The organism is Enterococcus sp. AZ009 (genome assembly GCF_050548785.1).
GTDB lineage: Bacteria > Bacillota > Bacilli > Lactobacillales > Enterococcaceae > Enterococcus_D > Enterococcus_D entomosocium.
The window spans coordinates 1,322,802-1,349,204 of sequence record NZ_CP172960.1 but is presented as its reverse complement, the minus strand read 5'-3'; the positions used below and the strand labels follow the sequence as shown (position 1 = coordinate 1,349,204).

The 26,403-nt window shown below is 43.5% G+C and carries 25 protein-coding genes and 1 riboswitch; of the genes, 1 reads left to right on the top strand and 24 read right to left on the bottom strand.

Going from position 1 to position 26,403, the window contains the following annotated elements; translation table 11 throughout:
- Window positions 1–63: 63 nt before the first annotated feature.
- The 12 genes from ilvA to IGJ74_RS06430 form a co-directional block, all read right to left on the bottom strand.
- The gene (gene ilvA, locus IGJ74_RS06485; protein WP_034878691.1) at window positions 64–1,317 is read right to left on the bottom strand and encodes a threonine ammonia-lyase IlvA; all 1,254 of its coding nucleotides are present in this window, start codon (window positions 1,315–1,317) and stop codon (window positions 64–66) included.
- Window positions 1,318–1,328: 11 nt separating this feature from the next.
- Complete coding sequence (gene ilvC / locus IGJ74_RS06480; protein WP_008381047.1) at window positions 1,329–2,318, bottom strand: ketol-acid reductoisomerase; 990 nt, start codon at window positions 2,316–2,318, stop codon at window positions 1,329–1,331.
- 50 nt (window positions 2,319–2,368) lie between these two features.
- Window positions 2,369–2,845, bottom strand: coding sequence for an acetolactate synthase small subunit (gene ilvN, locus IGJ74_RS06475; protein WP_005229349.1), 477 nt, complete (start codon window positions 2,843–2,845; stop codon window positions 2,369–2,371).
- Between the two features lie 4 nt (window positions 2,846–2,849).
- Window positions 2,850–4,550: a biosynthetic-type acetolactate synthase large subunit gene (gene ilvB / locus IGJ74_RS06470; RefSeq protein ID WP_086316991.1), complete on the bottom strand. Its 1,701-nt coding sequence runs from the start codon at window positions 4,548–4,550 to the stop codon at window positions 2,850–2,852.
- 2 nt (window positions 4,551–4,552) lie between these two features.
- Window positions 4,553–6,241: a dihydroxy-acid dehydratase gene (ilvD, locus tag IGJ74_RS06465; RefSeq protein ID WP_008381045.1), complete on the bottom strand. Its 1,689-nt coding sequence runs from the start codon at window positions 6,239–6,241 to the stop codon at window positions 4,553–4,555.
- 567 nt (window positions 6,242–6,808) lie between these two features.
- Window positions 6,809–7,084 (bottom strand): HU family DNA-binding protein, encoded by a 276-nt coding sequence (locus IGJ74_RS06460; RefSeq protein WP_003126821.1) that lies wholly within the window; start codon window positions 7,082–7,084, stop codon window positions 6,809–6,811.
- 234 nt (window positions 7,085–7,318) lie between these two features.
- On the bottom strand, window positions 7,319–8,629 hold the full coding sequence (der, locus tag IGJ74_RS06455; protein WP_005237082.1) for a ribosome biogenesis GTPase Der: 1,311 nt from the start codon (window positions 8,627–8,629) through the stop codon (window positions 7,319–7,321).
- A 163-nt stretch (window positions 8,630–8,792) separates the two neighbouring features.
- On the bottom strand, window positions 8,793–10,007 hold the full coding sequence (gene rpsA, locus IGJ74_RS06450) for a 30S ribosomal protein S1 (protein ID WP_005229333.1): 1,215 nt from the start codon (window positions 10,005–10,007) through the stop codon (window positions 8,793–8,795).
- A 212-nt stretch (window positions 10,008–10,219) separates the two neighbouring features.
- Complete coding sequence (gene cmk, locus IGJ74_RS06445; RefSeq protein WP_005237085.1) at window positions 10,220–10,891, bottom strand: (d)CMP kinase; 672 nt, start codon at window positions 10,889–10,891, stop codon at window positions 10,220–10,222.
- 105 nt (window positions 10,892–10,996) lie between these two features.
- Window positions 10,997–11,623, bottom strand: a complete 627-nt coding sequence (locus IGJ74_RS06440; RefSeq protein ID WP_005237087.1) for an SAG1386/EF1546 family surface-associated protein — start codon at window positions 11,621–11,623, stop codon at window positions 10,997–10,999.
- A 72-nt stretch (window positions 11,624–11,695) separates the two neighbouring features.
- Window positions 11,696–13,078 (bottom strand): RecQ family ATP-dependent DNA helicase, encoded by a 1,383-nt coding sequence (locus IGJ74_RS06435; RefSeq protein WP_218193249.1) that lies wholly within the window; start codon window positions 13,076–13,078, stop codon window positions 11,696–11,698.
- The gene (locus IGJ74_RS06430; protein ID WP_005237094.1) at window positions 13,072–14,067 is read right to left on the bottom strand and encodes a helix-turn-helix domain-containing protein; all 996 of its coding nucleotides are present in this window, start codon (window positions 14,065–14,067) and stop codon (window positions 13,072–13,074) included. Before IGJ74_RS06430 ends, IGJ74_RS06435 begins: the two co-directional genes overlap by 7 nt.
- Window positions 14,068–14,093: 26 nt before the next feature.
- Between IGJ74_RS06430 and IGJ74_RS06425 the strand changes: the two genes are divergently transcribed.
- Window positions 14,094–14,309, top strand: a complete 216-nt coding sequence (locus tag IGJ74_RS06425) for a ferredoxin (protein WP_005237096.1) — start codon at window positions 14,094–14,096, stop codon at window positions 14,307–14,309.
- Between the two features lie 57 nt (window positions 14,310–14,366).
- On the opposite strand, the gene IGJ74_RS06420 is transcribed toward IGJ74_RS06425, so the two are convergent.
- From IGJ74_RS06420 to dnaG, 12 genes are all read right to left on the bottom strand, one after another.
- Window positions 14,367–14,960: an ECF transporter S component gene (locus tag IGJ74_RS06420; RefSeq protein ID WP_016613081.1), complete on the bottom strand. Its 594-nt coding sequence runs from the start codon at window positions 14,958–14,960 to the stop codon at window positions 14,367–14,369.
- A gap of 150 nt (window positions 14,961–15,110) precedes the next feature.
- A riboswitch (FMN riboswitch) is annotated at window positions 15,111–15,235 on the bottom strand.
- A gap of 79 nt (window positions 15,236–15,314) precedes the next feature.
- Window positions 15,315–16,031, bottom strand: a complete 717-nt coding sequence (locus IGJ74_RS06415; protein WP_218193250.1) for a pseudouridine synthase — start codon at window positions 16,029–16,031, stop codon at window positions 15,315–15,317.
- A 2-nt stretch (window positions 16,032–16,033) separates the two neighbouring features.
- Window positions 16,034–16,618 (bottom strand): SMC-Scp complex subunit ScpB, encoded by a 585-nt coding sequence (scpB, locus tag IGJ74_RS06410; protein ID WP_005229316.1) that lies wholly within the window; start codon window positions 16,616–16,618, stop codon window positions 16,034–16,036.
- Window positions 16,611–17,360: a segregation/condensation protein A gene (locus tag IGJ74_RS06405; protein ID WP_008381030.1), complete on the bottom strand. Its 750-nt coding sequence runs from the start codon at window positions 17,358–17,360 to the stop codon at window positions 16,611–16,613. The genes scpB and IGJ74_RS06405 overlap by 8 nt, the downstream gene beginning before the upstream one ends.
- Before the next feature lie 14 nt (window positions 17,361–17,374).
- On the bottom strand, window positions 17,375–18,265 hold the full coding sequence (gene xerD, locus IGJ74_RS06400) for a site-specific tyrosine recombinase XerD (protein WP_005237104.1): 891 nt from the start codon (window positions 18,263–18,265) through the stop codon (window positions 17,375–17,377).
- Window positions 18,266–18,497: 232 nt separating this feature from the next.
- Window positions 18,498–18,950, bottom strand: coding sequence for a Fur family transcriptional regulator (locus IGJ74_RS06395; RefSeq protein WP_005237105.1), 453 nt, complete (start codon window positions 18,948–18,950; stop codon window positions 18,498–18,500).
- 109 nt (window positions 18,951–19,059) lie between these two features.
- Window positions 19,060–19,923: a S1-like domain-containing RNA-binding protein gene (locus IGJ74_RS06390; protein ID WP_218193251.1), complete on the bottom strand. Its 864-nt coding sequence runs from the start codon at window positions 19,921–19,923 to the stop codon at window positions 19,060–19,062.
- 34 nt (window positions 19,924–19,957) lie between these two features.
- Window positions 19,958–20,275 (bottom strand): AzlD domain-containing protein, encoded by a 318-nt coding sequence (locus tag IGJ74_RS06385; protein ID WP_008381024.1) that lies wholly within the window; start codon window positions 20,273–20,275, stop codon window positions 19,958–19,960.
- A complete protein-coding gene (locus tag IGJ74_RS06380; protein ID WP_008381022.1) occupies window positions 20,268–20,975 on the bottom strand; it encodes an AzlC family ABC transporter permease in 708 nt (235 codons plus the stop codon). Before IGJ74_RS06380 ends, IGJ74_RS06385 begins: the two co-directional genes overlap by 8 nt.
- A gap of 118 nt (window positions 20,976–21,093) precedes the next feature.
- Complete coding sequence (locus IGJ74_RS06375) at window positions 21,094–22,983, bottom strand: cell division site-positioning protein MapZ family protein (protein ID WP_218193252.1); 1,890 nt, start codon at window positions 22,981–22,983, stop codon at window positions 21,094–21,096.
- 309 nt (window positions 22,984–23,292) lie between these two features.
- Window positions 23,293–24,399, bottom strand: a complete 1,107-nt coding sequence (gene rpoD / locus IGJ74_RS06370) for an RNA polymerase sigma factor RpoD (protein ID WP_005229298.1) — start codon at window positions 24,397–24,399, stop codon at window positions 23,293–23,295.
- Between the two features lie 23 nt (window positions 24,400–24,422).
- Complete coding sequence (gene dnaG / locus IGJ74_RS06365; RefSeq protein ID WP_218193253.1) at window positions 24,423–26,258, bottom strand: DNA primase; 1,836 nt, start codon at window positions 26,256–26,258, stop codon at window positions 24,423–24,425.
- Between the last annotated feature and the right edge of the window lie 145 nt (window positions 26,259–26,403).

Genomic DNA, 26,403 nt, shown 5'->3' with positions numbered 1-26,403 from the left:
TGATTCTATGCCAAAAAGCAAAAAACATGGTTTCCTGTATTACAAAGGAAACCATGTTTTTTTCTAAACCAAAAGCGAGTAAAGTGATTGATTTTGCTGAAGGTTGATGTAGCCTTGATCAAACTGTTCAATTCGTGACAGTAATGCGGGTAGATCGTTTTTTTGTTTCAACAAGATTCCCAGCATTACTGGTCCTGTTCCACGATTGATTTTTTTCGTATATTCAAACCTCGTGATATCATCATCAGGCCCTAATACATGGCTAACAAATTCCTTCAACGCACCGGGACGTTGTGGGAAATTGACGATAAAATAATGTTTCAATCCTTGATAAATCAGTGATTTCTCTTCGATCTCTGCCATGCGGGAACTATCATTGTTACCACCACTCACAATACAGACGACCGTCTTGCCTTTGATTTGCTCTTTGATCTCATCCAGAGCTGCCACGCTCAAGGCACCAGCTGGTTCAGCGACGATCGCTTGTTTGCTGTATAATTCTAGAATCGTTTGGCAGATTGCACCTTCTTCCACCGTTACCAATTGATCCACATAGCGTTTGGCATGGGCATAGGTCTGAGCTCCGACTTGTTTGACTGCCGCACCATCGACAAAGGTTTCAATATGCTCTAAAGCCACCGGTCCTTGGTGATCAAAGGCTGCTTGCATCGAGGCGGCCCCTACAGGTTCTGCTCCAACAACTTTTATATTTGGCTGCTTTTCTTTCAAATAGGCTGCGGTCCCGCTGATCAAACCACCGCCACCAATGGCTGCCACCACCAAATCGATCGATACTTGTTTTTTTTCAGCATCCGCCAACATTTCCACGGCTACTGTTCCTTGTCCTGCGATAATATTGGGATCATCAAAAGGAGCAATGAAAGCCATTTGCTTTTCTTTTGCAAATTGTTTGGCAGCCTGCGCCGCCGCATCAAAGGTATCTCCCACCAATTCGATTTTGACGTAGTCGCCGCCGAAAAAGAGAACTTGCGCGACTTTTTGTTGCGGCGTCGTTGTTGGCATGAAAATGACCGCATGGATCTGCTGTTCTTGGCAGGTATAAGCAACGCCTTGGGCATGATTTCCGGCACTGGCACAGACGACGCCACGACTGGTCTGCACAGGATCTGCTTGGGTGATCGCATAGTAGGCACCTCGTAATTTGAAGGAGCGGACTTTTTGCAAGTCCTCTCGCTTCAACAAAACCGTCGCTTGGTATTTTTCAGATAAAAAGCGATCATACTGCAGCGGTGTATGACTAACTGCTCCCCGCAGTCGTTCATATGCTTGTTCGATTGCAGAAACTGTCACCAACAAACGCGCCACCTCTAATCTTTCGCAACAAACGGCATCATTTTCCGTAACTCGCTGCCGACTTTTTCAATTTGATGGTTGCCGTTTTCTTCACGCATTTTATAGAATTCAGGGAAGCCATTTTGATTGTCTTCAATGAATCCTTTCGCGAATTGACCATTTTGGATATCTGTCAATACGGCTTTCATGTTTTCTTTGGCTTGTGCGGTGATCACCCGAGCACCGGAAACGTAGTCGCCATACTCTGCCGTATTCGAGATCGAATGGCGCATTTTTTTGAATCCTCCTTCATAAATCAAGTCAACGATCAGTTTCAATTCATGACAGACTTCAAAATACGCCAATTCCGGTTGGTACCCGGCTTCTACCAATGTTTCAAAGCCAGCTTCGATCATGCTGGTCAAACCGCCACAAAGTACGGCTTGTTCCCCGAAAAGATCGGTCTCGGTCTCTTCTTTAAAGGTCGTTTCCAAAACGCCGACCCGTGTGGCACCAATGCCTTTTGCATAAGATAAAGCTGTCGCTTGTGCGTTGCCAGTCGCATCTTGATAGACTGCAAATAAGGCTGGCACCGCAAACCCTTCGGTAAAGGTTCGACGCACCAAGTGGCCCGGTCCTTTAGGCGCAACTAGGAACACATCCACCTCTTCTGGCGGCGCGATCACATCAAAATGAATATTAAAACCATGCGCAAATGCTAATGCATTGCCGGCAGAAAGATTCGGTTCGATCTCATTTTTATACAACGATCCTTGGATCTCATCGGGTGCCAAGATCATGACTACGTCCGCTTTTTGAGTGGCTTCGGCTACTGGAAAGACTTCAAATCCGTCGTTTCTTGCAGCTTCTGCTGACTTTCCTTCACGAATGCCGATAAAGACTTCATGACCTGTGTCCCGTAAATTTTGCGCATGAGCGTGCCCTTGAGAGCCGTAGCCGACGATCGCAATCTTCTTGTCTCCTAGATTATCTGTAACTTCCTCGTTGTAATATACTTTTACCATACTTGTTTCCTCCGAATTCTTTCTTTATTTTAAGCAATTCAAAATTGCACTTACCCTCTTGTAAAGCCAGTGACACCCGTTCGTGCCAACTGTTTGATCCCGTAGGGACGCAAAACTTCGATGCATGCTTCTACCTTTTTCGTATCACCGGCAACTTGCACAACGATCGTTTTCAGTGCGACATCGACAATGTGCGCTCGAAACGGATCAATCACTGCTTGGATCTCCGAGCGGCTAGTGGTTGGTGCATTGACTTTGATCAGCACCAGCTCTCGTTCGATATGAGGAACTTCTGTAATATCAGAAACCTTCAAGACATCTATTTGTTTATTTAAATGCTTGGTCACTTGTTCTGTTTCTGCCAAATCGTTCACGTTGACAATGATCGTCATTCGTGAAAACTCTGGCCGTTCCGTTGTGCCGACAGAAATACTCTCGATATTGACCTGCCGGCGGTTTAAGACACTCGTGATGCGGCTCAAAACACCTGCTTCATTATGGACGATTGCTGCTAATACCCGTTTCATCCCCTTAGACCCCCATCATTTCATGATTGGCTTTCCCCGGTGGGATCATCGGCAACACATGCTCTGAGGGCGAGACCATTACTTCGATCAGTTGCGGCCCCGTATGTGCAAAAGCTTCCGCTAGCATAGCAGAAAGCTGAGTGGGTTCATCGATCCGACAGCCTTCGATGCCATAAGCTTGTGCTAGTTTAACAAAATCAGGTTGCTGTGCAAAAACAGAGGCAGAGCGTCGTTTGCCATGAAATGTTTCTTGCCATTGGCGGACCATTCCTAACGAACGATTATTCAACAAAACAAATTTGACATTCAAGCCATACTCATTCAAAATAGCAAATTCCTGGTTTGTCATTTGGAACCCGCCATCGCCAACAAACACCACGACCATTTTTTCTGGATGAGCAAATTGGACGCCAATTCCCGCAGGGATACCATAGCCCATCGTGCCTAGTCCGCCACTGGTGATCAACTGCTTAGGAAAGCGAAACGGATAATACTGCGCGACCCACATTTGATGCTGCCCAACATCGGTGATGACGTAAGCCTCTCCTTTGGTCAAACGCCCTACTTCTTCGATGACTTTTTGCGGTTTGATTTCTTGTGCTTGAGTGCGATCATAGCGATAAGGTTTTTCCGTCTTCCGTGTTTGGCATAGATCCGACCAGGCAGACCACGTTCCTCTAGTTGGCGGATACCGTAGCATCTGTTGCAAAGCAGCCTTGGCATCGCCGACGATTGGGATCTTTGTCTCTACAATCTTGCCAATCTCCACCGGGTCGATGTCGATATGAGCAACGATGGCCTGCTTGCCGAACTGACTGCCGGCAGTCGCTAAGCGATCATCGAAGCGAGAGCCGATATTGATAATCAAATCGGCTTCTGATAAAGCCATGTTCGCCGCATACGTTCCATGCATACCGCCCATGCCCAAGAAAAATTGATGATCATTTGGCAGTAAGCCTAAGCCGAGCAACGTTGTGACTGTCGGCAACTTGTACTTGGCAATAAATGCATTTAATTCAGCCGCAGCTTCAGCCGCGATCACGCCTGCACCAGCCAGTACCACTGGTCGCTGTGCTTTTTCTAAAACGTGCATCAATTTTTCAATTTGCAGACGGGAAGGCTCTGCATTCGGTTGATAACTTTTCCTTGTGATCGGCAATGAGCAGGTTTCAGCGGTTTCTTGCAATGTAATATCTTTCGGAAGGTCGATCACAACAGGTCCCTTACGCCCAGTTGAAGCGATGTGAAAGGCTTCAGCGATCACTTTCGGTAAGTCATCCACACAACGGACTTGGTAATTGTGTTTCGTGATCGGCAACGTGATACCTAGAATATCCGCTTCTTGAAAAGCGTCTTTGCCAATTCCTGGTACGGCCACTTGCCCCGTGATAACCACCAACGGTACGGAATCGCTCATAGCATCGGCAATGCCCGTGACGACATTCGTAGCACCTGGACCACTTGTCACTAAAACGACCCCAACATTGCCAGTAGCTTTGGCATAGCCTTCAGCGGCGTGGATCGCGCCTTGCTCGTGACGCGTCAAAATATTCGGAATCGCGGCATCATATAATTGGTCATATAACGGTAAGACGGCGCCACCCGGGTAGCCAAAGATCATTTCGACGCCTTGCTCTTGCAAGCTGTCCACTAACACTTGCGCGCCAGTCCTTAGATGCGATGCTTGATAGTCGATGTTTTCCATTGCTACTCCTCCTCATCAGGTACTCGCATAATCCCGCCCGTATTCGCAGAGGTCACTAAAGCGGTATAACGTGCAAGCCATCCTTTTTTTACTTTTGAACGAAACTTCGGTCGTTCTTGCGCACGCTTGGCAAGCTCTTCTTCTGAAACTTGCAGATTTAGCGTTCGATTTGGCAAATCAATAATGATCTCATCGCCATCGTTGACTAGTCCTAATGGACCACCGGCTGCAGCTTCCGGAGAAATATGTCCAACTGCGATCCCCCGCGTCGCTCCTGAAAAGCGGCCGTCTGTAATCAAGGCGACATCTTTGCCTAACCCACGACCAACGATACTTGAGGTAGGCGCCAGCATTTCCGGCATTCCCGGCCCCCCTTTCGGGCCTTCATAGCGGATCACTACAACATGTCCTTTTTGTACGGTATGATTGTCGATTGCTGCGACTGCTTCATCATGAGAATCAAAACAGATCGCTTTCCCTTTGAACACTTGGACACTTGGATCGACCCCGCCAACTTTGATGACACTGCCTTCTGGGGCGATGTTTCCGTACAAGATCGATAGACCGCCAACTGGACTATACGGGTTTTCTTTCGGATGGATGACTTCTTCGTTGTGGATCTTCGCTTCAGCGACATTTTCTCGTAACGTCTTACCGGTAACAGTCGGTCGATCGGGATGAATCGCTCCTTCGATATCACATAGCTCCCGAATGATTGCTGAAACCCCACCGGCTTCATGGACATCATGCATCGAATAGGCTGATGATGGCGCGATTTTTGAGAGATAAGGCACTCTTTTAGCGATTTCATTGACCCGTCTTAAGTCATAATCGATCTCTGCTTCATTGGCGATCGCTAAGGTATGCAGCACTGTGTTGGTGGAACCCCCCATCGCCATGTCTAAAGCGAAGGCATCATCGATAGCTTCTTTGGTCACGATGTCTCGAGGTTTCACTTGTTTTTCAACAAGATCCATCAACTTAAAGGCGGCTTGTCTAACTAGTTCTCGTCGTTCTTCAGACACGGCGAGGATCGTACCATTGCCTGGCATTGCCAATCCTAAGATTTCTAAGAGGCAATTCATCGAATTGGCAGTAAACATCCCTGCGCAGGAGCCGCAAGTCGGACAGGCATTTTGTTCCATAAACTCAAAATCTTCTTTTGTCATATTACCCGTCTTGTACGTCCCAACGGCTTCAAACATGGAAGATAAGGTTATTTGATGTCCCCGAGGATCAATGCCGGCTTTCATAGGACCGCCGGAACAAAAAATTCCTGGTACGTTGGTCCGCATGGCTGCTAAGATCATGCCAGGAGTGATCTTGTCACAATTTGGGATATAAAATACGCCGTCAAACCAGTGGGCATTGATGACGGTTTCTGCAGAATCAGCGATCAATTCTCGGCTAGGTAGCGAATATCGCATACCGATATGTCCCATCGCAATGCCATCATCTACGCCGATTGTATTGAACTCGAAAGGGATGCCGCCAGCTTCACGAATCGCTTCTTTTGCGATATCTGCTAACTCCCGTAAATGCACATGCCCAGGCACGATATCGATATAGGAATTACATATCGCAATAAATGGCTTGTTCATATCATGGATATTTTTAACTTGTCCTGTGGCATAGAGCAGACTCCTAGCTGGCGCTGCATCGATCCCTTTTTTAATTTGATCACTTCTCACACTCATCATCTCCTGCATTTTGGAATAAAAAAAAGCATCCCGGTTATAAAAAACTGGGATGCTTTGCCAGAATCCCAGTTTACTTACGCAAATAGGACTCAAACAAACGGATAATTTTTGCTTCCGTGTTCTAAGTCCTGGTATCAATAATAATGACTAATAAATATTGATTAAAATTACGCATAGAAAATGGCTCCTTCATTAGAAATAGTAACGTTCTTGTAATTGTTTACCAATATACCCTTTGCAAAATCACTTGTCAACGAATTTTCTGAATTTTTTTTCAATAATGACAATTCCAAGGAACCCTTTCTCACATCAGATGTCATTTAATCGCTTGCTTCTTTTGATAAGAATGACTTTTAAATCACCTTTATTCTTGCTTGAGAATTAAAGTGTGCCAGCAACCCTTGTTTTTTTTAGACCAAAAGAAAAACAAAAAATATTTTTGAATTTTCTGACAATAATAACCGTTTCTTTTCCCATTCGATCCGCCTGCATAGTGGCAGTTCCTAGTTAGACAAAAGAAAAAACCCTTGATTACTCAAGGGTTTCTACAAGACTCAATTATTTCACTGCGTCTTTAAGAGCTTTACCTGGTTTGAATGCAGGTACTTTGCTAGCAGGGATCTTGATTTCTTCACCAGTTTGTGGGTTGCGTCCTTTGCGTTCTGCACGAGAACGAACTTCAAAGTTACCAAAGCCGATCAATTGAACTTTTTCACCGTTAGCTAAAGCGTCTTGAATTGTTGAGAATACAGCGTCTACTGCTGCAGTTGCGTCTTTCTTAGTTAAGTCAGTAGCTGCTGCAACTTTTTCGATTAATTCTGCTTTATTTGCCATGGATGGTTTCACCTCCTGATATTTTTTTTGATGTCATGCATCAACAAAAATCTTGAGTGGTCCAAGGTTTTTGTCAAATATTGATTACCATCAATATTCTGATATAACGTTATCATAAGAACCTTGTAATATCAAGGATTTTAACGTTTTTAGGGGGTTTTTTTTTGGTTTTTTCCCATTTTTCTAGAAAAGGACAGATTTCTTTGTAAAAAGAAACAAAGTATGATAAAATCTCTATTTTCTTCTGCGTGGAATGATCCGAATCGGCGTTCCTTCAAAAGTGAATGCCTTGCGGATTTGATTTTCTAAGAAACGCGCATAAGAGAAATGCATCAGTTCTTCTTCGTTGACAAAAATAACAAAAGTTGGCGGTTTGACAGCCACTTGCGTCGCATAAAAAATCTTCAAACGTTTGCCTTTGTCTGTTGGTGTTGGGTTGATCGCCACCGCATCCATAATGACGTCATTCAACAACGCAGATGGAATACGCATGTTTTGATTCATGCTGACTTCTTCGATCAACTGCGGCAACTTATTCAAGCGCTGTTTCGTCACTGCGGAAACGAAAATGATTGGTGCATAATCCAAATATTGGAATTCATCTCTGATTTCTTCTTCAAAATCACGCATCGTATTCGTTTCTTTTTTCAATGTATCCCATTTATTGACAACGATAATGATTCCACGGCCTGCTTCATGGGCATAGCCAGCGATCCGTTTGTCTTGCTCGCGAATTCCTTCTTCGGCGTTCAAGACCATCAAGACGACGTCTGAGCGTTCAATGGCCCGCATTGCTCGCATGACACTGTATTTTTCAGTAGATTCGTAGACCTTCCCTTTTTTACGCATGCCGGCGGTATCGATCATGGTAAATTCTTGACCGCTTTCGCTAGTAAAATGGGTATCGATCGCATCACGAGTCGTTCCTTCGATATCTGAAACAATTACTCGCTCTTCTCCAAGAATCGCATTGATCAAGGAGGATTTCCCGACGTTTGGTCGACCGATCAAACTAAACTTGATAATGGAATCGTCTTCTTCTTCCGCTTCATTGGTAAAGTGTTTGACTGCTTCATCTAGGACATCACCGATCCCTAATCCATGACTTCCTGAGATTGGGTATGGATCGCCCAGACCTAAACCATAAAATTCATAGATATCGTTGCGCATCTCGGGATTATCAACTTTGTTGACCGCTAAAATCACGGGTTTGTTGCTTTTGTATAACAAACGAGCCACAAGCTCGTCAGCATCTGTTACTCCTTCACGAGCACTCGTAATAAAAACAATGACATCTGCTTCATCGATGGCGATTTCTGCTTGATGCTTGATTTGATCCATAAACGGCTCATCACTTAAATCGATCCCACCAGTATCGATTACGCTAAACTCACGGCCTAGCCATTCACCAGTGGCATAAATACGATCTCTGGTCACTCCTGGAGTATCCTCAACGATCGAAATTCGTTCTCCAGCTATCCGGTTGAAAATGGTCGATTTCCCCACATTCGGACGTCCAACGATCGCTATTGTTGGATTTGACATTTTTTACCCTCCATTTAAAAAAGCAGTCCTTGTACGCTGCTTCTTGTATTCAATCTTACTTAGTTTACCTAAAGCCATGGAAAGTTGCAAGCTTTCTCGGCAAACAAAAAATCAGCTTATAACAAATTCAAACATCGAATCGTTATAAGCTGATGACATACAATTACTCTTCGTCGCTGTCTTTTAAGGCATCGCCTAAGATATCACCCATGGTAAACCCAGTTGATTCTTCTGGCAATTGATAATCATCCTCTGAAACTTCTTGTGTTTCATTGGTATTTTCTGCTTTTTCTAATGCTTTGATACTTAATGCGATTCGGTGTTCTGAAGGGTTCACTTCGAGCACTTTCACTTGCACTTCATCGCCTTCTTGTAAGACTTCATGTGGTGTCGCAATGTGTTTATGGGAGATTTGTGAAATATGGATCAGCCCTTCAACACCTGGGAAGACTTCCACAAACGCACCGAAGCTTGTCAAACGTTTAACAGTCCCAGTTAAGACACTGCCAACAGCCGCTTGCTCTTCAATATTGGTCCAAGGTCCAGGCAATGTGTCTTTGATTGAAAGAGACACACGTTCTTTGTCTGCATCAACAGATAAGATACGGACGTTGACGGTATCTCCAACAGACAAAACGTCACTCGGTTTGCCAACATGCCCATGTGAAATTTCAGAGACATGGACAAGTCCATCGATGCCGCCTAGGTCCACGAAGGCACCAAAGTCAGTCAAACGAGCTACTTTCCCTTCTACTTCTTGTCCTTCATATAAATCAGCTAGTAAAGCTTCTTTTTGTTTTGCTTTTTCTGCTTCAACAACAGCTTTATGAGAAAGGATCAAGCGGTTTTCAGAAGGTTCGATCTCAACGATTTTAAAGGTCAATGTTTTCCCTTTGTAATCTTCAAAATCCGCAACAAAATGATCTTCGACCATTGATGCTGGAACAAACCCACGAACCCCTACGTCAACCACTAATCCGCCTTTAACGACGTTGGTGACTGGTGCTTCGATGATTTTTCCTTCTTGGAAATCTTTTTCGATATCTTCCCAAACTTTTTTCGCATCTAAGCGACGTTTAGAAAGGAGATAGCTGCCATTTTCTTTGTCTTTCCCAATTGCTGAAATCACAACTAATTCTAAGACATCCCCTACTTTGACTGCTTCGTTGATGTCTTCAACAGGTAAAGTCGATAATTCTTTTGCAGGAACAACGCCTTCGACACCGGCGCCTTCGATCCCTACGATCGCTTGTTTATCCTCAATGGCCAATACCTCGCCTTTAACGATATCTCCAACTTTTACTTCTTGGAAATTGTCTAAAGCGGCTTCCATTGATTCATTTCCACTCTCAACCTGATTATTTTCAAATTCTGTCATCTCTCATGTCCTCCTAACCAACAATTCTGCAATAATTGCACTACATCTTTTAGTTTAAAATAGAATGAAAAAAAAATAAAGCGATTTCTCTTATTTTCCTAAAAAACTACGGTTTTTTCGTTGAAAAAGTCTTTTCACGTCTGTTTTCTTGCTTGCTTTCATCTTTTTCGTAGGAAAAATAAAAAAACAATGGGGAACACCCATTGTTTTCGCTAGTCGATCTTTTCTTGGATCGTTTTTTTGATCGCTTCTACGACTTGCTCGATTGTTAAACCGGAGGTGTCAATTCGAACGGCATCTGTTGCTTGTTTCAAAGGGGAGACTTCCCGATGAGAATCCAAGTAATCTCTTTGCTGAATCTCTTCTTTTAAAGTTTCATAATCGGTACCGATCCCTTTTTGCTGATTTTCTTTGAAACGGCGCTGCGCCCGTTCTTCCACACTTGCTACCAGAAAAATCTTGACTTCTGCTTGTGGTAAAACCGCCGTACCAATATCGCGGCCATCCATCACGACACCGCCATCTTTAGCGATCATCTGCTGTTGTTGGACTAGTTTTTCGCGGATCGCAGGGTATGCCGATACCTTCGAAACTGCGTTGGTTACTTCTGGCTGACGGATCGCTTCTGTGACTTGCTCTCCTCCTGCAAAGACCTCTTGACCGTGTTCAGTCGGTTCAAAAGTGATGGGGTATTGATCGATCAAAGCAGCGATCGCCGCTTCATCCTCTAATGAACAGCCGCTTTTTAAGGCCAAATACGTGATGCTGCGGTACATGGCCCCGGTATCTGTATAAATAAACCCTAAATCATTGGCGATGATTTTTGCCACGGTACTTTTCCCAGATGACGCCGGACCATCAATAGCGATGTTGATTTTTTTCATTTTTCTTACTCCTCGTTTCCCAACGATGTGTATTCCTTCATCGTTTCTGCTTATCGTTCACCTTGGCTTCTTCCTACCAAGAAAAAAAACCGCCAAAGCGGTTTTTTATTTAATTCGTAATGTGTCGCCAGGGTATAGCATGTAGTTGTTTGGATCAATCCCATTTAATTGATATAGGGTTTCAACTGAGATGCCTGTACGGGCTGCCACTTGTTCAGGACCTTCACCTGCTTGCACCGTCGTGTATTCCTCGGTACCAGTCGCTCCTTGCCCTTGATTATTTTGCGTAGTGTCTTGCCCTGCATTGTTTTCCTGTTGAGCCGGCTCACTACTACTTGATGGCGTTGTTGAAGCTGGTGCAGAACTGCTACTGCTTGATGAAGAACTTGATTCACTTGTTGACGAACTCGTTTCACTTGTCGATTCAGCAGTTGATGATTCCGTTGTTGATGACTCAGTTGTCGAAGATTCTGTCGTACTTTCTACTGTACTGCTCGAACTTGCTGCGGTCGGGGCATCACTGTTATGATTCAACACCCAAATACCGGCACCAACCGGAATTGCCACGATCAAGAAAAGCAAAACTAAAACGATCGTCAAAAAGAGTGAATTCCCACGCTTTTGTTTTCTTTGTTGGGATCTTGATGCAGAATCATCGTATTCTGTATCATAGATTGGTTGTTCCCACGGTTCTTGATTTTCTGAATTGTAGTCATTGTCTTTCTTGCTCACTCGTATTCCCTCCTAGTTTCCTTCCGATGTATTATACCATAGGTAAATAAAAACTGTCCTGCAAAATACGATTCAATTTATATCTTTAAAAATTTTTATTAAACGTTCTTGCCAATGAAGGATGACTTTTTTTTCTAAAAGCTCTTCTTCCGCTGCCAATTCGATCCCGTCATTGTCGCAACAATAAGGATTTTCTGGTGCTTCTTCCCCAAAGTGCGCCAATAAAAACTGGCGACGACAGCCGGTAAAATGAATATAAGCCAACATTTTTTGTAATTGTTCTTGCTTTTGCTGTTCGTTTTGTTTTAGCGTTTCCAGCCAAAACGCAGCCCCCAACTCCTTCATCTTCAGCTGCCATTTTTCTTGCAGCGGTGTCAAAGGTCCTTTCATCTTTTCCTGATCCATTCGTTCTAAAGCACGGCGTTCTTCTTTGTTTTCTCGCTGAAAGAAGTAGTGAATCTGCTCATCGTGTTCCTGATAAAGCAAGATCGCACTGCTTTGTTTGCCATCGCGGCCTGCTCGACCGATTTCCTGACTGTAGTTTTCCAGCGAATCAGGCAAGTCATAATGGATCACAAAACGAATATCTTCTTTATTGATCCCCATCCCAAACGCATTGGTTGCGACGAGCAATTTTAGTTTATTCTGAGAAAACTGCTGCTGCAACGTTTTTCTTTGATCGCTCGCTAGACCACCATGATAATAGCCTACCGAATAGCGCTGACGCAGTTTGTTATAGACTTCTTCGACTTTGCTTCTTGTGGAACAATAGATGATCCCAGCCCCGCCTAAGCGGCTGAGATAGTCTGCCAATGCCGCATCTTTGTCTGACGTTCTCTCTACGAACAAGCCGATATTTCTGCGGTTCATCGAATAACGGTAGACATTGGCGTTCTTTGCTAACAACACTTGCCGAATATCTGCTTCGACTTGCGCCGTGGCAGTAGCCGTCAATGCTAATGTGACGGGTGCCTTCAACCGTTTTTTTACTTCACCAAGCTGCAAGTACTCTGGTCGAAAATCAATGCCCCATTGGGAAACACAATGAGCTTCATCCACCACGAGCATAGCGATCTTAGCTCGTTCGAGTTGTTGCAAAATGGCTTCTTGCACGATCATTTCTGGACTTAAAAACAAAAATTTGTACTGCGATAAATGCTGCATCACATAGTGACGATCGGCAAGGTCCAGTTGACTATTAAACGCAATCGCGCGTTTTTCCCCTTGCTTTTGTAGGCCATAGACTTGATCTTCCATTAAAGAAACAAGCGGTGAGATAATGATTACGATGCCATCTATGAGGTACCCTGGCAGCTGATAACAGAGACTTTTGCCATTCCCGGTAGGCAAAATCGCTAACGTATCTTGCTGCGCTAAAACACTTTCGATGACTTCTTTTTGTCCTTGACGAAATGTTTTGAAGCCAAAGTACTGATTCAGTGCGTTTTCTAACATCGAATCCCCCGTTTCTGAGCAATCTGTAACAAACGGATCGTCAAAAAATCAGTCGTAAGAAGCTCCTGTAATTCTTGATAGCTGTTTTTCCAAGAAGTTTCTGGCAGCTTATTCAGCAATGATGTATCAAAGCGCTGATACGGAAATGTCGGATCAAGCAGTGCCCACTCAATCAAATGATCATTAACGGTTCCTCGTTTGATCCTTCTTTTTTCCATGATCTGCTCAACAGAAGCTCCTTGCAAGAACAATGCACGACTTTCCAGCATACTTTGATTCAGATTCCTATTTAGAAAAGGCGACAATCCTTGAAACAGAACCATCTGAGACTCTTTTTCAACCAAGGCTAAAAATTGATGGATCGCAGCTCCTACATAAAGATTGTCCCAAGGCTTACCTTGTACAGATTCTGGCAAAAGTTGGAAAAACGCCTGCCCCAGAAGATCAGGACCAGATAAGGTACCCGCTAAAAAATCTGCGACTTCTGCGGGAAGTTGGGCAAAAACTGCCGAAAGTTCTCGATGAGTGATCTTTTTGATTTCAGGGTATTGATGGATCAGTCGACGCACAGGTTCTGTATATAAAGGCGTGTTCTCAACAGGAATATACTGATTCGTCACCTCTTGATATGCAGCTGCTTGAACCAGCAGTCGGACAAAACGCCACGCCTCCTCCGTCGTTCGTCCATACCGAAAATAATCCGTATGATGCAACAACATTTCTCTTGACTGTTCATAATTTGCAGCGGTCCTTTTGAGCAGCAGACCATCTGAATCTCGACTTAGCATCCCTTGTTGGATCAAGTCAGCGATCGTCTGTTGATACTCCCTCTCATTCAACTGTGGCAACGCTTGAAAAAGACCTAATCGATCATAAAAAAAGGCATAACTCAAGACAGAGCTAGTGCGCTTACCAATGAGAATTTGATAAAGTGTCGATGGACGCAACTTGTCAGTATCAGAAAACAGCGCTAAAATAAAAGAATCCATATCTTCCTCCCAGAAAGGACTAAAAAATGTCACAACGCTGTAAAATTGTTCCTGAGCGCTGCATTGCTTGTGGACTATGTGCGATCTATGCTCCCGAGATCTTCGATTATGATGAAGATGGGATCGTTTTATTTGCCCAAGAACCGAGTGCACGGCAACAGTTTATCATAGAAGAACAACAAGAAAAAGTCAAAACTGCTTATCGCAAATGCCCCACCAGAGCGATCCTTATAGAAAAATAAAAAAGTCGACCTGCCATTAACAGACCTTTCGTCTGCCACAGCAAGTCGGCTCATTTTTTATTTTCCTATAGCAGAATGATGGGGCTGCTTACGAGCCAACCATGGGAGCAGTTTGGCATGTAGTGCTAAAAAGACGGCACTGACGATCGCTCCTTTAACCAAATTGAAGGGTAAAATCCCGATCGCCACATATTGCGGCAAAGACATCCCTAAAAATTGATCGGCTGTGACCCCGAAAAAGCGTAGATAAAGCGGTGTGATCACAAATAGGTTCGCCACACTCATAAAAATCGTTACCGACAAGATACCGCTGATGACACCAACCATTTTGTTTTTGGTGTGGATACCTTTGCGGAAAAAGTAGTACATTGGCAAAGTAAAGGCACATGATGCTAAAAAGCTTGCCGTATCTCCCACCATATCAGCAGGTGAAAAACCAGATAAGAACAAATGCAGGACCGAACGAATGAAGGCAGTCACTACCCCACTCCAAGGACCAAATAAAAACATCATGATCATCACGGGAATATCACTAAAATCGATCTTTAAAAAGCTGAATGCCGGAAAAATTGGAAAAGCGATAAATTGCAAAATTGTTCCCATAGCAGCACACATGGCGATCGTCACCATTTTTCTTGTTTTGTTGTTCATCAGTATAAATCCTCCTAAGTTCAGGATTCCTCTTCAAACGAACCTATTAAATTTCCTCGGCTTTCTTGTCGGCGCCAGACAAAAAATGCCCTCTTTTTTCCACAGGGAAAAAAGAGGGCATTCGAAATAGCCATAAGCAAATCAAATACGCTCTATCTTCTTTATCCAGACTGTACTGTCGGTATCGGAATTTCACCGATTCAGCTATTTCCGAAGAAATAGGTCGTGGACTATAACCACCGGTCGGGAATTGCACCCTGCCCCTGAAGACGAACCTTTATTCTATTTATTACATGTTCTATTATACACAAAATCTAAAAATTAACAATAGTTACGTTTTCAGATACTTTTCAACTATTTTGCACTGTTTTTCAGCTGGCTGACTTCTTTCTTCGACAACTCTCGGTATTCCCCTGGACGAAGACCTTTTAAATCTAACGGACCATAGTTTTCCCGTTTTAGTTTTTGCACAGGCAAACCAACTGCTTTTAGCATGTTTTTGACTTGATGATTGCGACCTTCGTGGATCGTCAACTGCACAATACTAGATTGTGCCGTTTGGTCTGTCGATAAGATTTCAAAGCGAGCAGGCGCGGTCTTACGCCCTTCGATCCGAATTCCTTTGGTCAATGGGAGCAGTTGCTTTTTATCCGCAATGCCTTTGACCTTGGCAACATACACTTTTTCGACTTCGTGTTTTGGATGCATCAGTGTCTGTGATAATTCCCCATCATTTGTCAGTAGCAGCAAACCGGAGGTATCATAGTCCAAGCGGCCGACTGGATACACCCGTTCAGGGACTTCAGCAAAATAATCCAAAACGACTTTGCGTTTTTTATTATCTGTTACAGCTGAGATCACGCCACGAGGTTTATAGAACAGATAATAGACATGTTGTTCTTGTTCGATCGGAACGCCGTCCACTTCAACGACGTCTTTTGAACCGACTTGGACCCCTAATTCTTTGATTACTTGTCCATTGACTCGCACACGGCCTTCGGTTATCAATCCTTCAGCTTTTCTTCTTGAGGTGATGCCGGCATGGGCAATCACTTTTTGCAAACGTTCCATCTTCATTCTCCTTCTGTTTCTGCTTGTTTGTAGCGGTCGTAAAAAAGATCAAACGGTGCATCTTCTTCAAGTTCATCTTCCATTGATTGGATGTCAGGCAATTCAGCCAAACTTTTTAAGCCAAAATAATCCATAAAGTATTCCGTCGTACCGTATAGGATCGCTCGTCCTGGTCCGTCCACGCGTCCCTTTTCTTCAATCAGCCGCTTTGCCACCAGTTTTTGGACCGAACCGCTGGATTGAACGCCGCGAATCTCTTCTACTTCCATCCGAGTGATCGGTTGCTTATAAGCAATGATCGACAAAGTTTCCAAAGCGGCTTGCGACAATGAACTCCCCATCGGTGATTCGGCGTATTTCTTCAATAAAGGGGCAAATTGCTTTTTAGTGGTTAAAATAAAATGATTGCCAACTTCTAGAATATGCAACGCGGTATGTTCATTTTCTTCATATTGCTGATTTAGTTCCTGCAAATGCTGATAGACACTGGCAGTATTACTTTTGACTAAATAACTCAGTTCTTCAAGTCCGATCCCCTCATCACCGACGACGAATAAGATCGCTTCTAATTCACTATATTTACTCATCTTCTTTACCTGTTGGATAGAGCAGAATCGACGCATAATTGTCTGATTGCTCTACTCGAATCGTTCCTTTTTTCATTAATTCTAACAGTGCCATAAAGGTTACCACAACTTCTGTTTTATTGTAAGAAGTAAAAAACGAATCAAAGCTGCGGCCTTTTTTAGCACTCACATGTTGCATCTCCAACTGAATCGCCGCCATCTTTTCATCGATGGTGCTTTCATCAGGAGAAATCTTGGTTTCTAGTACTTGGCGATTTTTCTTTTTCTCGATCATTTTTTGAAAAGCCAAAAAGAGATCGATCGTGTTGAATTGATTGGCTCTTAATTGATCTTCTTCCTCTTTGTATTCATCGACATCCATCGGATCTTTCGTGTAATACAAACTGCGCTCTTCCGCTTTTTCTGAAAGCTGTTCGGCTGCGTACTTAAATTTTCGGTATTCTAGCAGTTGTGCCACCAGCATATCCCGCGGATCTTCTTCGTACTCTTCGACTTCAGCAATCAACTCTTGTTTAGGCAACAGCATCTGGCTTTTGATCGCCATCAAAGTCGCCGCCATGACTAAATACTCTCCAGCGACTTCTAATTCTAAAATTTTCATGGCATGGATGTACTGCATGTATTGTTCGGTGATGGTAGCAACTGGAATATCATAAACATCGATCTCCAGTTTTTTGATCAAATGAAGCAGCAAATCCAACGGTCCTTCAAAGACAGCTAATTTTATTTTGATTTCTTCCATTCCATCCTCGATTTCTAGGCGCGCGGAAAGTGCTGCTTGTACACTTCCGTCATCCGTTTCTTCGTTATATGCGTGTAAATCTGAGTGGTCGAGATGTCTGCGTGCCCTAGCAACTCTTGAACCGTTCGTAGATCTGCCCCGTTTTCTAATAGATGGGTCGCAAAACTATGGCGCAGCGTATGGGGAGTCACATTCTTGGTGATCCCAGCTTGTCGAACCAAGGCTTTTAAATTTTTCCAGATCCCTTGACGAGATAGTTGCGTACCATGGTTGTTTACAAACAGATGGCTTTCATCCGGCGTTTTTCTCGTCAAATACGGACGCGCATCGCTGAGATAGGTTTCGATCCATTGAATAGCTAAGTCCCCTAATGGAACGATCCGTTCTTTGTCGCCTTTTCCGGTTGTTTGCAACAATCCCATACTTAAATGCAGATCGTTTAATTTTAACCCGATCAACTCACTGACGCGCAAGCCCGTCGCATACATCACTTCCAAAATCGCTCGGTCACGGATGCCCAAAACTGCTCGCGTATCCGGTGTTTCGATCAACCGCTCCACTTCTTGTAAACTCAAGGTATCAGGCAGCTTCTGCTGTTTTTTTGGTGAATCAATATGCTGCATTGGATCATGATCGGTAAACCGTTCTTGACGCAAAAATTGGTGGAACCTTCGCAAACTGGAAACCATCCGAATCACGGTTGCCGAGGATTTTCCCGCTTCTTGCAGACTTTGCAAAAAAGACAAAACGATCACTCGGTCGATCTGCTGCCACTGAGTGACTTGTTTTTTTTGTAAAAACGCAAGATACTGTTGCAGATCTCGCTGGTAGCTGGCACGGGTATTTTGGGATAGCCCGCGCTCAATGGTCAAATAATGAAGATAATCAATGATTTGTTCGTTCATGGGCTTCCTCTACTTTCAGCTTTTTTATCATATCAAATTCTGGCTCGTTAAGATAGTAGCTTGCCAATAAAAAAGAGGCATCTACCCGTATCTTTTGCCCAAGGAAACACCCGAATCATAGCAGATTTTTCGGTTTCTTTCAAATCGGAAAAAAGAGCACTCTTCCTATTGGAAACCATCTGACTATCATTCGGGTGATAACAAACGTTTATTTAAGATCGCCAAAGTACAATCACTCGGCTTTGCTTTGGCACTTTTGACAGACACCATGAAAGGTCAACCGATGATCCTTTACTAAAAAATGGTACTTTTGTTCAACGATCTCTTCGACACTGCCCAGCAGATCCTCTTCGACTTCTTCAATATTGCCGCATTCCAAACACAACAAGTGATGATGAAAGTGTTTGGCACCTTCTTTACGTAGATCATAGCGAGCGACACCGTCATTAAAGCTGACTTTATCGACAATTTTCAGATCCGTTAAGATCTCCAATGTTCGATAGACGGTTGCCAAGCCAATCTCAGAATTTTTTTTTCGCACAAAAAAGAAAATCTCTTCTGCGGATAAATGGTCTTTCTCATTTTCTAATAAGACCAACAACGTCGCTTCTCGCTGAGGAGTTAATTTAAACCCCGACTCGTGCAATTGTTTCTTGGTCTTTTTTAACGCTGCTGTTGTGTTCATAGTTGCCTCCGTATGCCGTTAATTTATAACGATTCTAATCTGAGTGAAAATCACTCAAGACAAACATTGTAATCATTATAAATTAGAACGATAAAAGAAACAAGTATTCTCAATTAGGTTTTTTGATAAGAATCGTAAAGCCGTCTTTTTGCTCAATCAAACGCTGTTTCATCAAGGTTCCTAATGCCCGTTTAAATTGGCCTTTACTAATACCAAATGTTTGCAAAATCTCTTCTGGGGCTGATTTGTCCGTGAAAGGAATTTTGTTCTCAGGCGCTCGTTCTAAAAAGGTTAGAACCATGGCGGCATCATTTGAGATCGCCTCGTGGGCTCTTGGTTTCAATGAAAGGTTCAAGACACCGTCTGGACGAATCCCAATCACTCTCCCTTTGACCACTTCCCCAAGGCGCGGCTCTTGATACCGTTCTGATGGATGGACGAAGCCAATATAAAAATCATCCGTCAGCAAGTAAGTACCCGCTAACTTCAAACGGTACACGCTACCTGTAACATCTTGATTCTTCATTTGCTCCGTACCATTTTTGCTCAATGCCTTAAAAATTTTCTCATCTGCTAATGAAGCCCAAATACGCTCTTTGTCATCGACCTGCAAGCTGACCATCAAACGGTCGCCTTTTTTGGGCCAAAGTTCCCGCATTGTTGGCAATTCATCTAATGAAACCACCATATCTTTGTCTTTCAAACCGATATCGACGAAAACGCCTAAGTCGCGACGGCTTCCTGTGACTGTACCAAAGGCATAATGCCCTTTGCGGCTTTTCGGAATATTCGTAGTGAGCACATTTTCTTGCTTTTGATTTTGATAGCCAAACCCTTCGACGGCTTCACCTAAATGATGTTCGCCTTCTTCCTTGGCTAGTCGGAAGGTAACCCCGCCTTTTTGAACAAAATAATTCTGTTCGTTTTCATCAATGATCAATCCGCTGAATACGGATGCTAATAAGTCTTTCATCTATTCTCTCCTTTTTCTTTAAAACTGCTCGTTCCTATAAAAAGAAACGCAACAGCGCCATAGCAATAACGCCTGTGATAACGATTTTCATCAAATCTTTGGTATAATACCCCACCAATAATGCCGGGATACAGGCAATGGTTTCTTTAACTTTCAAAATGGGGAATTGGCCTTCTCGAAAGATCAGCAAATTTTGCACCAATAATGCCGCCAAAATACACAACGGTAAGTAACTCAAAAAGATGGTGAAAGGTTCCGGAAATATGAGCTTTTTCGAAAATAAAAAAGGAACGATCCGCGGAAGCCAAGTAACCAATCCACATACTAGCATCAGTATAACAAAATTAGTCATGGTGTGTCACCGTCCCAACCAAACATCCTGCCAGTGTCGCCGCAATTACCGCAATCTCTGCGGTCGAAAAACGCATAAATAAAATCAAGGTCCCCACAACTGTCCCTAGTATCAAGAGCGTTTGCTGGGTTTTCTTCTTAAGCGGTCGCTCTACTTGAAATAAAAAAAGACCAACAAACATAGCTACTAAGGCAAAATCTAAGCCTAACGCTTCTGGATCTGGAATAAAGGAACCCAATAAACCACCCAAAAACGTCGCAAAAATCCAACTCAAATAAGCCATTACGTTCAACCCGTGGGTCCATTTTGCTGTGACTGGTTTGTCTTGTTGCAATGCCGTCGTCAAAACGCCATAGGACTCATCAGTCAAAAGTGTCCCGATACCAATGGCAGAAAGCAACGGTGTCTTTTTAAAATAGGAAGCTACTGACAAACTCATTAAAAAGTGTCGTAAATTCACTAAAAAAACTGTTGCGACGATTGTCATGAAAGGTGCTTGAATCGCTAGTAAGGCGCAAATGATAAATTGAGCACTGCCAGCATAAACAATAATAGACATTAAAATAATTTCTAGAATAGACAACCCAACGCCTTTTCCCACAACCCCCATTGCAAAACCAATGCCCAGGTACCCAAGAATCGTTGGTACACAAGCAATGACCCCGTCTTCAAACCGATCATATCTCTCAATTTTCTGCACAAAAACCCCTCCTTGTTTGAACGATTATCTCTCATCATATCGAAAACAAGGAGGGGAAACAAGTATTTTTCACATGTGCATGTAATAACTCTGAAAATTTTCTAGTGTCTCAGGAGACTTAGCGAACGGTGTGATCGTTCCCATTGCCTCTGAAATAGCCAGTTTTGGCGTTTACCGTAAATAAGTATAGCGGGAACGCTGAATCATCCGTTCCTTTAAGCAAGCTGCCTTGGGCATTTGTCGCATAAAAATTGTAATAGCCTTCACCATTGACGATTCGTACACGTTCAAAAGTATAGCCGCCTTCTACCACATAACCGCGAGCAATCGCTGTGGCGATGATTTTTTCTTGGACACCATCTGCCCACACCCAGGCGCTATTGTTTACATCATTCAAATCACTTTGGCGGGCTGGAATAATTGGCTGATTGTTGGTATTTGTTGGTGTATCCGGCGAAAGCACATACTCTTCTTCAGAAGTACTTTGCGCGGGCGTCGCAGCGCTTGTAGATCCGCTGCTCGAAGCGGAAGCGTTGTTCTCGGAAGCCGCCGCTTGTGCTGCTTCTTGGGCAGCTTGTTGTTGCGCCGCTGCTTGTTGGGTAGCTGTTTCACGCTTCGTCAAGGCAGTATCGACTTTACGTAGTTCCGTCGTAAGACTTTCAACCAGTGAATCGATTGGCAAAGCTTGGATTTTTTTCATCAAGGCATTGTAGTTCTCACGAGTGACACTCGCCGGTGCTTCACCGTCACCACTTAAAGCCACCATGCTCTTCACTGCATTTTGAACTTCCTCGATCGCGCTGAACTCTTTTTGTCCCATGTCGATGGCTTGATTGATCAACTCATCAAAGGCATCCCCATTCTCACGCTTCGCCATTGTGACAGCAGTCGCTTCTTTCAACGAGACTTCTTCCAACTGATCCTCCACAACTGCAGGACTGCTGAAATAGCTATTGATCTCTGTCAAAGCTGCTAATTTGTCAGCAATTGTCTCTGCTTCTTGTGACAAGATATCGTATCGTTCGTGGTCTTGAAAATCTGCCAACTGATTCGTCACAGCCGTCAGCTGTTCTGCTGTTTTGTCGCTTTTAATGAACACTCGCTCATCATTTGTATAAAAATCATTCAACTCATTTTCGATCTGATCTAACGTACGGTTCTCTTGCGCCTGTTGCGTTTGTCGGGCAGTTTCTTGTTGCTGCTGTTGATAGTAATAAGCCCAACCACCACCCGCTGCCACTAACAAACAAGCCGCTGTAATATAGAGTGCTTTGCGAGGGCTCTTCTTGCTTTCACTGGAAGAAGATGTTTCTTCTTCAGCAGTCGCCTTTTGTGGCGTTTCATCCGCTGCGGTGATTGGTTCAGGAATTGGATCGATGACTGGTTCTGGCTGCTTCTCAGCTTCTTCAATAACTGGCTCCGTCACCACTTCCTCCTCGCTTGACGGCAGAGGTTCCTCGCTGGCTTGCATCTGACTTTCCTCTTCAGCAGAGGAAAGATCAATGGCGGTTTCTTCTGCTTCTAGAGCAGCTGCTGCCTTTGCTTCTTCATCAAGTTTGTGCTGTCGGATATAAGCGGCCAAAATCTCAGAGTCATGCTGTTCATCCGTACTCAGTGCATCGGTCTCATTAACTTCTTCACTGGCTGAAATTGTGTGTTCTTCTGTAGACTCAGAGTTTTCCACTGTTTTTGGTTCTTGTTTAGACTCTGATTCAAGTGGTTTTTTTTGCTCATCAGAAAAAGCCTCTTGCTGTGCAAGGTCGATCGTTTCTTCATTCGAGGATGGCCGATCGCCTAAGTGCTCCTCCATTTTTCCAATCGGAACATTTTTAAAGTCAGACCAGCGAATATCATCGTTTTTGTTTTGTAGCTCTTCTGGCGTAACGGAAGAGTCAGATGATGGTTCCTGTTCATTCTCCTTTGCTTGGTTCCATTGAAACCCGCAATTGGGACAAACGGGTGTTTCTTCTATTGCTTGAAATCCACATTCAGGACATGTCTTCTTCATTGATTCAAACTGACTCCTTTTGTTTTTTGCATTTCCTTCTATGAAGCAGTACCCTACCAGATCAAACGCTTGACGCGCCCACTGCTTCCTATTTCAAAGACCGACAAATAATGGGTCTTTTTTCGCATTTCTTTTTTATTACTCAATTGTGCAGATGCACAAAATTAAATTTATCACATTCTAGGCAATTAGCCAACACTTGCTTGGTTACGTTTTTATTAAGTTCTTTACTTATCCTATGGAGAGATGACAAAACCTGAACAAAAAAGACTTTCCAAAGGGGACCTTTGGAAAGTCAATAAACCTTAATTATTCTAAGAAATCTTTCAATTGTTTTGAACGAGATGGGTGGCGTAGTTTCCGTAACGCTTTTGCTTCAATCTGACGAATCCGTTCTCTGGTTACCCCAAAGACTTTGCCGACTTCTTCTAAGGTCCGAGTACGGCCATCATCGATTCCGAAACGCAAGCGTAGCACATTTTCTTCACGGTCAGTTAACGTATCCAATACATCTTCTAATTGCTCTTTCAAAAGCTCATAAGCCGCATGCTCTGCCGGACTTGTAGCATCTTGGTCCTCAATAAAATCACCTAGATGAGAATCATCTTCTTCACCGATTGGTGTTTCTAATGAAACGGGCTCTTGAGCGATCTTCAAGATTTCACGAACTTTTTCCGTTGGCAAATCCATTTCTGCGCCGATTTCTTCTGGTGTCGGTTCGCGTCCTAAGTCTTGCAATAATTGCCGTTGGATACGAATCAATTTGTTGATGGTTTCCACCATATGCACTGGGATCCGAATGGTTCGAGCTTGGTCAGCGATGGCACGAGTGATCGCTTGACGGATCCACCAGGTCGCATAGGTCGAGAATTTAAACCCTTTGCGATAATCAAATTTCTCAACGGCTTTCATCAAGCCCATGTTTCCTTCTTGGATCAAATCAAGAAATTGCATTCCCCGACCCACATAACGTTTGGCGATGCTGACTACCAAACGTAAGTTGGCTTCTGCCAAACGCTGTTTCGCTTCTTGGTCGCCTTCTTCGATTTTCAGAGCGAGAGCCACTTCTTCTTCTGCGGTCAAAAGCGGTACCCGACCGATCTCTTTCAAGTACATCCGCACAGGGTCATTGATTTTCACACCAGTCGGTGCAGACAAATCTTCTTGAGGTTGGGTTTCTTGTCGTTTTTCATTACTCTTTAAACTATGGACTGAAGGCTCTCCATTTTCATCCACGACACTGATGCCGGAATCCTCCAGTTTTTGAATTAGTTTGTCCATTGCATCAGCATCCAAAGTATAAGGCGTTGCTAAACGATTGGTAATGTCATCGTAAACAACTTGCCCCTTTGTTTTGTTTTCTCGGATGTATTCGGCAACTGCTTTGTCATACGTTTTTTTTGTTTCTTCTGCCATGAAAGAAAGCCCCTTTCAGTTCGCTATTTAGCTTGTTTCAACCGTTTGGTCAAATCAATGATTTCGATTGCAAGTTCAAGTTCTAATTGCTGGTTTCCTATTTGTCTTGCTTCTTGCTGCTGGATTCGTTTTTGATTGATTTCTTCAGCAATGCCCGACTTTTGAAAGACCTGCAGAATGTCCTGAAATTCTTGTTCAGTCCCTTCCTCAGAAGCTTTAAGATCTGCAATATCGATCACCATTTTTTTCATTGAATCTTCTTTTAAAAAATCTAAGAACTTTGCTAAAACAAAGTGTTCTTCTGTTTCCATATACGCATCAAACAGCAGATACAGTTGTTGATAACGATCATGGATAAAGGATATACCACTCGCTCGGAAGCGATGGTTTAACGTACTGTCATGAAACAAACGGTACAATAATAATTCTTGCGCTTTTTCCACCTGTGTTTTGGGCTGCTGCCGTGTAGGCGGCGTAAAGACCACAGGGGTGTCTGTTGGCGGCGGTGGCGCTACATCTTGCATCGTCCGTTGCTCTTGCCAGTTTTGCTTAAGCTGCTGCTGCAAGGTCTCACGACTCAAATTGAACTCTGTAGACAACTGAGTCAAATAGCGGTCTTGCTCCAACAAAGAATCCACACGCTGCAATTCATTTAAAACAACTTGGACATAGTCCAGTTGCTCCTTCTCATTGGCTAAATTGCGATTCATCCGATGATAATCCATCTTGAAGGCAAAAACGGTTTCTTTGCCGTGGACAGCTAGTTTATAAAAAGCTTCTGTCCCATATTTGCGCAAATACTCATCTGGGTCCATCCGTTCCGGCACTCGCACCACAGATAATTTCAAACGGCTATTGTTTTGCAGAAGCTCGATCCCGCGGTTTGTCGCTTCAACCCCTGCACTATCTCCATCGTAACAAAGAATCACTTCTTGTGCCACTCGCTCGATATGGGCGATCTGCTGATTGGTCAAACTGGTCCCCATTGAGGCGATCCCATTTTCGATTCCTGCCTGCCAAGCGGCAATCACGTCCATAAATCCTTCAAATAAATACACTTGGCCATCTTTGCGCATCGCACGGCGTGCTTTGTCAAAGTTGAACAGAACCTCGCGCTTGTTGAAAAGGATCGTTTCTGGACTATTTAAATATTTCGGCTGGTCTTGATCACCAACTTTTTCGCTTGCTAGCCAACGACCAGAAAAACCAATTGTTTTTCCTTGAGGATTACGGATCGGAAACATGATTCGTTGGTAAAAGCGGTCTGCCAATGAGCCATCGTTTCGTTGAACAAAGAGCCCTGTATCAGGAAAAAATTCAGCTTTGGCTTGTTCATTCAAAAAGACTTTCTCCAAAAACGAGCGTTCATTCGGCGCAAAACCAATATTGAATTCTTCGATCAATGCCATCGTCAATCCGCGATCCAATAAATAATCAAGCGCTTCTTGGCCAGCAGCCGTATTCACCAACATGTGATGATAGACCTCGGCGGCTTTTTCATGCAGCGCAATCAATTGACTCGTTTGTGAGGTCGCTTCATTGATGCCTTCTGATTGCTGGTATTGCGGATCAAGAGGAATATCGTTCATTTCTGCTACTTTGACGACTGCTTCAGGAAAACTGATGCCTTCAAGCTCTTGCAAAAAACCGTAAACATTGCCCCCACGACCGCAACCAAAACAATGAAAAATTTGTTTGTCTTCTGCAACGGAAAAAGAAGGTGATTTCTCATTATGGAAGGGACACAAACCAAAATAATTCTTTCCAGATTTCTTTAACTGGACATACTGTCCCACGATATCAACAATATTGCTGCGTTCGCGAATATCGTCAATGATCGTTTGAGGAATTCGTGCCATCCACTCACCTCCATTTGGTAAGTATTCATCGTTTATTAGGTAAAAAAACGCACTAATAGGTATCAGTGCGAAGAATAATTAGACGGAATCACTCATAATGATTTTACCATATTCTATTTGTATTTCAAGCTTTTTTACTTCAGTT

Bases quoted from the DNA above. Each gene is read 5' to 3' on its own strand.
- ilvC (WP_008381047.1), bottom strand. From the start codon at position 2,318: ATGGTAAAAGTATATTACAACGAGGAAGTTACAGATAATCTAGGAGAC.
- ilvN (WP_005229349.1), bottom strand. From the start codon at position 2,845: ATGAAACGGGTATTAGCAGCAATCGTCCATAATGAAGCAGGTGTTTTG.
- ilvB (WP_086316991.1), bottom strand. From the start codon at position 4,550: ATGGAAAACATCGACTATCAAGCATCGCATCTAAGGACTGGCGCGCAA.
- IGJ74_RS06460 (WP_003126821.1), bottom strand. From the start codon at position 7,084: ATGGCAAATAAAGCAGAATTAATCGAAAAAGTTGCAGCAGCTACTGAC.
- der (WP_005237082.1), bottom strand. From the start codon at position 8,629: ATGTCAAATCCAACAATAGCGATCGTTGGACGTCCGAATGTGGGGAAA.
- rpsA (WP_005229333.1), bottom strand. From the start codon at position 10,007: ATGACAGAATTTGAAAATAATCAGGTTGAGAGTGGAAATGAATCAATG.
- cmk (WP_005237085.1), bottom strand. From the start codon at position 10,891: ATGAAAAAAATCAACATCGCTATTGATGGTCCGGCGTCATCTGGGAAA.
- IGJ74_RS06435 (WP_218193249.1), bottom strand. From the start codon at position 13,078: ATGTTAGAAAACGCACTGAATCAGTACTTTGGCTTCAAAACATTTCGT.
- IGJ74_RS06430 (WP_005237094.1), bottom strand. From the start codon at position 14,067: ATGGATTCTTTTATTTTAGCGCTGTTTTCTGATACTGACAAGTTGCGT.
- IGJ74_RS06425 (WP_005237096.1), top strand. From the start codon at position 14,094: ATGTCACAACGCTGTAAAATTGTTCCTGAGCGCTGCATTGCTTGTGGA.
- IGJ74_RS06420 (WP_016613081.1), bottom strand. From the start codon at position 14,960: ATGAACAACAAAACAAGAAAAATGGTGACGATCGCCATGTGTGCTGCT.
- IGJ74_RS06415 (WP_218193250.1), bottom strand. From the start codon at position 16,031: ATGGAACGTTTGCAAAAAGTGATTGCCCATGCCGGCATCACCTCAAGA.
- scpB (WP_005229316.1), bottom strand. From the start codon at position 16,618: ATGAGTAAATATAGTGAATTAGAAGCGATCTTATTCGTCGTCGGTGAT.
- IGJ74_RS06405 (WP_008381030.1), bottom strand. From the start codon at position 17,360: ATGGAAGAAATCAAAATAAAATTAGCTGTCTTTGAAGGACCGTTGGAT.
- xerD (WP_005237104.1), bottom strand. From the start codon at position 18,265: ATGAACGAACAAATCATTGATTATCTTCATTATTTGACCATTGAGCGC.
- IGJ74_RS06395 (WP_005237105.1), bottom strand. From the start codon at position 18,950: ATGAACACAACAGCAGCGTTAAAAAAGACCAAGAAACAATTGCACGAG.
- IGJ74_RS06390 (WP_218193251.1), bottom strand. From the start codon at position 19,923: ATGAAAGACTTATTAGCATCCGTATTCAGCGGATTGATCATTGATGAA.
- IGJ74_RS06385 (WP_008381024.1), bottom strand. From the start codon at position 20,275: ATGACTAATTTTGTTATACTGATGCTAGTATGTGGATTGGTTACTTGG.
- IGJ74_RS06375 (WP_218193252.1), bottom strand. From the start codon at position 22,983: ATGAAGAAGACATGTCCTGAATGTGGATTTCAAGCAATAGAAGAAACA.
- rpoD (WP_005229298.1), bottom strand. From the start codon at position 24,399: ATGGCAGAAGAAACAAAAAAAACGTATGACAAAGCAGTTGCCGAATAC.
- dnaG (WP_218193253.1), bottom strand. From the start codon at position 26,258: ATGGCACGAATTCCTCAAACGATCATTGACGATATTCGCGAACGCAGC.